This window comes from Actinomadura fibrosa (assembly GCF_900659615.1).
GTDB lineage: Bacteria > Actinomycetota > Actinomycetes > Streptosporangiales > Streptosporangiaceae > Spirillospora > Spirillospora fibrosa.
In genome coordinates, this window is record NZ_CAACUY010000391.1 from 1 (window position 1) to 5,807 (window position 5,807).

Consider the following 5,807-nt stretch of genomic DNA (forward strand, 5'->3'; position numbering starts at 1 on the left):
CACGCGTCGGCGCCGAGCAGCCGGGCGTAGCGGCCGTCCGCGCCGTAGGCGGCGCCGCCGGCCATGACGGGCGTGCCGGTCGCCTGGCAGGCGGTGACGGCGGCGTGCGCGGCGGGCAGCCGGGTGGCGATCGAGGTCGACAGCGCCACCACGGCCGGGCCGGTGCGGTGGACGTGGGCGATCAGGTGCGGGGTCGGCACCTGCGCGCCGAGGTAGTCGACGTGCCAGCCGCGCAGCCGGAGCACCTCGGCCACGAGCCGCGCGGGCAGCGCGTGCCACTCCCCGTCGACGCACGCGACCGCGACCCGGCCCCGCCGCCCGGCGCCGTCCGCGTCCCGCCGCCCGCGGACGGCGGGATGGTGCGCCACGGCGCCGATCACGCGCTCGTTGACGGCGGTCGCGGTGTGCTCCTGCGCCACGGTGATCCGGTTGGCGGCCCACTCGCGGCCGAGCCGCGCCTGCGCGGGCGCGATGACGTCGAGGAGCAGGCCCTCGGCGTCCATCCCGCCGTCCAGCGCGGCCAGGGCCGCGTCGGCCGCGGCGTACTCGTCCCCGGCGGCGACCGCCTCCCAGAACGCCTCCGTCCAGCCGTCCGGCGCGGCCGCCGGGCGGACGGACGGGGCGGACCGGGCCGCGGTCCCGCTCATGCGGTGAACCTCCCGGGCCCGTGCCCCCCGACCGCGCTGAGGTGGAAGCGCCGCGGCGCGGTGATCGCGATCACGGCCAGGTCGTCGCGGCGGCGGCCGCCCGCCCACTGGGACGCGAGCATGTGCACCCGCTCCACCAGCGCCTCCGGCGGCATGCCGCCGCACTGCTCCAGCTCGGCGCGCAGCCGGGCCTCGCCGAACATCTCCTCGCCCAGCGGGCCGCCGACGGCCTCGGTGACGCCGTCGGTGTAGAGCAGGCAGGTGTCGCCGGGCTCCAGCAGCACGGTCGCGCTCGTGGACGTGATCGTGTCCAGCACGCCGATCAGCGACCCGCCGGTGGCCACGGTCTCCACCCGGCCGGACGCACGCACGACCAGCGGCGCGGCGTGCCCGGCGCTGGTCAGCCGCAGCCGGGCCTGCGCGCCCTGCCGGCTGACCGACGCCATCACCAGCGTCACGAACCGGGCCGTCACGGTGTCCAGCAGGGTCGCGTTCAGCAGCTCCAGCACGCGCCTGTGGTCGCCGGCCAGGGACAGCAGGGCCCGCAGCGTGTTGCGGATCTTGCCGGTGAGGACGGCGGCCTCCAGGCCCTTGCCGCACACGTCCCCGAGCACCACCAGCGACTCGCCGTCCGGGCCCGGCGCGGAGCCGGCGGCCGGGTACAGGTCGTAGAAGTCGCCGCCGACCCGCTCGCCGTCGCCGGACGGCCGGTAGCGCGCCGCGAGCTCCACGCCGTCCAGCTCCCGCACCCGCGGCGGCAGCAGGTCGCGCATCAGCGTCTCGGTGATCGACGCCTGCTCGGCGTACAGCCGCGCGGCCGACATCGCCGCGCCCGCCCGGGCCGCGAACAGCTGGGCGAACAGCTCCTCGCCCGCGGAGAACGCCTCGCGCCCCCGCTCGCGGAGCAGCACCAGCGCGCCCGCCGGGACGCCGTGGCCGGGCAGCGCCGTCACGACCATCGCGCCGGGGTCGCGCACCGCCCCGCGCGCGACCCAGTCGGGCGCGGTGGACGGGTCGATCCAGCGGGACGGCACCGGCGGGAACCCCTGCATCGCCTCGGCCAGGCCCGGCACCTCCGCCGGGTCGACCAGCAGCTCGCCGTACTCGACCCGCCCGTCCGGGCCGCAGCGGGCGACGGGGTACGCGCGGCCCGTGCCCGGGGCGATCACCATGGCCGCGTCGGCGAGGTGCCGCGCGGCGAGGCCGGCGGTGGCCTCCATGCACCGTTCCAGGTTCAGCGAGGCGAGCAGCCGGGTGGACGCCTCGGCGAGGAAGGCGGTGCGCTCGCGCTCGGTGGCGAGCTCGCTGGTGAGCTCGCGGGTCAGGCGCTGCCGGTCGGTGACGTCGAAGAGCCACCACACCGTGTACGCGGCGCCGTCGGCCCGGTCCTCGCGCGCCTTGGGGCGCGCCTCGAAGACGCGCTCGCCGATCGGGCCGCTGGCGGGTTCGGCGTGGGCGTCCGGTCCTCGGCGGAAGTCGTTGTGGGCGGTGGTGAGCCATTCCGGCACCGTGCCCGCCAGGGGGGATCCGGCCGCCGCGCTCAGCAGCGACCCCGCCGCGTCGTTCAGGTCGGCGATGACGCCGGACGCGTCCACCGCGAGGGCCGGGCAGGGAGGGGGATGCAGGACGTGGTCGAGCCGCCGTGCACCGGTGACGCCTTGGGTTACTTCCATCAGCACAGAGCCTGCGGTGGACTCTCCTTTCTGGAGCGAACCGCTCGGTCATAGATCCGTGCCAGCCTAACCGCCCCGGGACGGTTGCCAAAGAGCGCCCGAGCCGCCGGGCTGGGTCCACGCCACCGCGGTACGCCCCCGTCGCACGCTGTGCGACGGGGCCCGCACGGCGTGCGACGCGCCACGCTCCGCCCCGGATCGGAATGATCGGCCGGTCCGGGGGTAGGGCCGCCTGTGCTTGGAGGTGAAAGCATGGCGATGGACATGGCGGGGACTGATCGATCGCCCTCTTCCCCGGCGTGGGCCTGTACCGATGGACGCCTGTGGGCGCGCACCGAGCACCATGACTCGTACGTGCTCGTCCGCGTGGACGGAGAACTCGACTTCCTCTCGGCCGAGGCGTTCCGGGAGTACGTCCTCTCCGTCGCGGAGCCGACCCGCCGCGTCGTCCTCGATCTCGAAGGGATGTCCTTCTGCGACTCCTCGGGGCTCGGCGCGCTGGTGGGCGTCTGGAAGTTCGTCCACGCCCGCGGGGGCAGGCTGGTCCTGGCACGTCCCACCGACATGTGCCGCCGCATCCTGCAGCGGACCGGTCTGGACGGGCGCATCGACGTCAGCGAGACGCTCGGCGACGGCCGTGCGTGGGTCACCGTGGGAACGGCGGACTTCGATGTACGGGAAATGTCCTCGGCGGAACGGCGGTACGTCTCGTAAAAAGACACCGCACAGGCCGGCCGGAACGGCGCGGAAGGGGATGCCCGCAAAGGCGGGAATTCCGTTCGACGCCGGGCCGGCCGCCTGTTTACGCTGGTACGGGCACGCCGCGCGGGGCGCGAACGCCGGACCCCGCGGCCGGAGAGATCGGGAAGCCGTGGCCGGGCCCGGCGCGTTGCCCGGCCCCGGGCGATGACATGACGTACGGTTGCCGGAGTCTGGCGCCGCATTTGTTCGACTAGTACCGATGGAGGCCCGCGTGGGACTTCGTAAGGCCAGTAACTGGCTCGGTCTCGTCGAGCATGACGACGACTTCGACGACGAGTACGCCACCGAGGAGACCGCCACCGAGCCGGACGACGACGGCGCCCAGGCCGGCGACGCCGCCGACCGGGGCCTCCAGATCGCGATGGTGCGGCCGCGGAACTTCCGCGACGCGGCGACCGTCGGCGAGTACTTCCGCCAGGACATCCCCGTCATCATCAACCTGGACGACATGAACGACGGCGACGCCCGGCGCATCGTCGACTTCGCCTCCGGGCTCATCCTCGGCCGCCAGGGCGACATCGAGCGCCTGTCCCGCCGGGTGTTCCTGATCCTGCCGGCCGGCGCGACGATCCTCACCGACCAGGGCAAGATGACCGACGAGGGCTTCTACAACCAGGCGTGAGCCCTCCCCGATCCTGGCAGGCCCGGCTCCTAGCGGGCCTGGTGCCGGAGCGTCCGGGAGAGGGTCAGCGCGGCGGTGTGGACGGCCGGCGCCACGGCGGCGAGGCGCATGCGCGTCGACCAGCCCGACACCGACAGCGCGCCGAGGGCCGCGCCGTCCGCGCCGAGGACGGGGCTCGCCGCGCACACGATGCCCCGCCCGGACTCCTCGCGGTCGTACGCCACGCCCTCCTCGCGGATCCGCGCCAGCTCCTTCGTGAACAGCCCCGGGGCGAGCGCGCCGCGACCGCCGGTCGGGCGCCCACCGGCCGCGGCGGGCTCGGCGGCGAGCACGGCCCGCACCGCCTCCGGCGGGGAGAACGCGAGGATCGCCTTGCCCACCCCCGTCACGTGCGCGGGCAGCCGCCCGCCCACCTGGGACGGCAGCGGCGGGCCGCCGGACGAGCCGAGGATCTCGACGTAGACGACCTCGGTGCCCTCCAGCACGGCGAGATGGACGGTCTGCCGGGTGGCCTCGCGCAGGTCGGACATGTAGGGGACGGCCGCGTCCCGCAGCACCCGCTGCCGCGGCACCCGCTGGCCGATCTCGAACAGCTTCAGGCCGAGCCGGACGCGCGCCCCGCGCCGCTCCAGCAGCCCCGCGTCCACGAGGTCGAGGGCGATCCGGTGCGCGGTCGACTTCGGCAGGCCGCTGCGGCGGGCCAGCTCGGCCGCGCCGAGGCCGTCGTCGTCCGCGCGGAAGGCGCTCAGCACGGCGACGGCGCGCCGCAGGAAGGACTCGTCGGACGGCATGGCCTCACTGTAAGAGACGCGGCACCGTAGGCGACGCGGCGCGCGGGAGGCGGGGGCCGCCGTCCGATCACCGTGGCAGTACCGTGGCCGAGGGGCGGGCGGCACCGCGCCCGGCGCCGCCGGCCGCCCCGGCACAGCCATCCACCAGCGGGAACGGAGCCGATCGGAATCATGAACGACGCGATGTGGGCCGGTACTGTCACGATCACCGGGCACGGGTCGGCCGAGCTGGAGGCGTACCTCGCCAGGCCGCTCGGCGACGCCCCGCGCGGCGGCGTGGTGGTGATCCACCACATGCCCGGCTACGACGCGCCCACCCGGGAGATCGTCCGGCGGTTCGCCGCGCACGGCTACGCGGCGATCTGCCCGAACCTGTACTCGCGGGAGGGCGCGGACGTCAGCCCGGACGACCAGGCCGCCGCCGCCCGCGCGAAGGGCGGCGTCCCGGACGAGCAGCTCGTCGGCGACGTCGCCGGGGCCGCCGCCCACCTCAACTCCCTGGAGCACGCCAACGGGAGGATCGGGGTGATCGGGTACTGCTCCGGCGGGCGCCAGGCGTTCCTCGCGGCCTGCTCCCTGGACATCGACGCGGCCGTCGACTGCTACGGCGCGTTCGTCGTCGCCGAGCCGCCGAGCGACTTCCCGCTGAAGGCGGTCCCGCTGCTCGACCGGGCGGCCGACCTGTCGTGCCCGCTGCTCGGGCTGTTCGGCGAGGAGGACACCTTCCCCACCCCCGCCGAGGTCGAGCGGCTGGACGCCGAGCTGACCAAGCTGGGCAAGGAGCACGACTTCCACCTCTACCCCGACGCGGGGCACGCGTTCTTCGCGGTCGAGCGCCCGGCGTACCGGCCCGCGGCCGCCGTGGACGGCTGGAAGCGGATCTTCGACTTCTTCGGCCGGCACCTCTCGGCCTGACCCGGCCTGACCCGGCCCGACCCCTGGAAAGCCCCCGAGGAGGACTCCCATGTGCACCTACCAGACCCACACCGTCGAGCTCGACGGCGCCGCGAAGGGGGCGTCCGGCTGGTTCACGGTGACCGGCGGCGCCGTGTACGTCGACCACCCGTTCCACGCGGGCCACGAGCACACGGTGAACATCGCCTTCACCAACGCCGCCGAGGGGCCGTCCGCGCGGGCCGCGGTCGAGCTCACCGAGGAGGCGGCGCTCGCCCTGGTGGACGCGATCCAGAAGGCCCTCGCCGCGGCGCCGCCCGGCCTCGCGTCGGCCAAGCCCAGGACCCGGACGGCCTGACCCCGGCCCAAATGTGTCCGATGGGAGGCGGTGGGTCAGATCGCGCCGTATGGTCGCGGG

General features: G+C 75.3%; 7 protein-coding genes. 4 read left to right on the forward strand and 3 right to left on the reverse strand.

Annotated elements, in window-relative coordinates:
- Both E1300_RS46895 and E1300_RS46900 read right to left on the reverse strand, forming a co-directional pair.
- Nucleotides 1-647: cobalamin B12-binding domain-containing protein (locus E1300_RS46895; RefSeq protein WP_131763733.1), on the reverse strand; the 647-nt coding region annotated here is incomplete at its 3' end.
- Nucleotides 644-2,320, reverse strand: coding sequence for a PP2C family protein-serine/threonine phosphatase (locus E1300_RS46900; protein ID WP_131763734.1), 1,677 nt, complete (start codon nt 2,318-2,320; stop codon nt 644-646). The genes E1300_RS46895 and E1300_RS46900, both read right to left, overlap by 4 nt.
- Before the next feature lie 252 nt (nt 2,321-2,572).
- Here E1300_RS46900 and E1300_RS46905 point away from each other — a divergent pair, with 252 nt between their 5' ends.
- The gene (locus E1300_RS46905) at nt 2,573-3,034 is read left to right on the forward strand and encodes an STAS domain-containing protein (protein ID WP_131763735.1); all 462 of its coding nucleotides are present in this window, start codon (nt 2,573-2,575) and stop codon (nt 3,032-3,034) included.
- 259 nt (nt 3,035-3,293) lie between these two features.
- The gene (locus E1300_RS46910; protein ID WP_242619859.1) at nt 3,294-3,704 is read left to right on the forward strand and encodes a cell division protein SepF; all 411 of its coding nucleotides are present in this window, start codon (nt 3,294-3,296) and stop codon (nt 3,702-3,704) included.
- Between the two features lie 29 nt (nt 3,705-3,733).
- Here the strand turns inward: E1300_RS46910 and E1300_RS46915 are convergent, their stop codons facing one another.
- Nucleotides 3,734-4,495 carry an IclR family transcriptional regulator gene (locus E1300_RS46915; RefSeq protein WP_131763737.1) on the reverse strand — a complete coding sequence of 254 codons (762 nt, stop codon included), beginning with the start codon at nt 4,493-4,495 and terminating at the stop codon, nt 3,734-3,736.
- Nucleotides 4,496-4,666: 171 nt separating this feature from the next.
- On the opposite strand from E1300_RS46915, the gene E1300_RS46920 reads away from it, so the two are divergent.
- Together E1300_RS46920 and E1300_RS46925 are read left to right on the forward strand one after the other, a co-directional pair.
- Entirely contained in the window at nt 4,667-5,410 is a 744-nt protein-coding gene (locus tag E1300_RS46920; protein ID WP_131763738.1) for a dienelactone hydrolase family protein, read from the forward strand.
- Nucleotides 5,411-5,459: 49 nt separating this feature from the next.
- The gene (locus E1300_RS46925) at nt 5,460-5,747 is read left to right on the forward strand and encodes a DUF6295 family protein (protein ID WP_131763739.1); all 288 of its coding nucleotides are present in this window, start codon (nt 5,460-5,462) and stop codon (nt 5,745-5,747) included.
- The last annotated feature ends 60 nt before the right edge of the window (nt 5,748-5,807 follow it).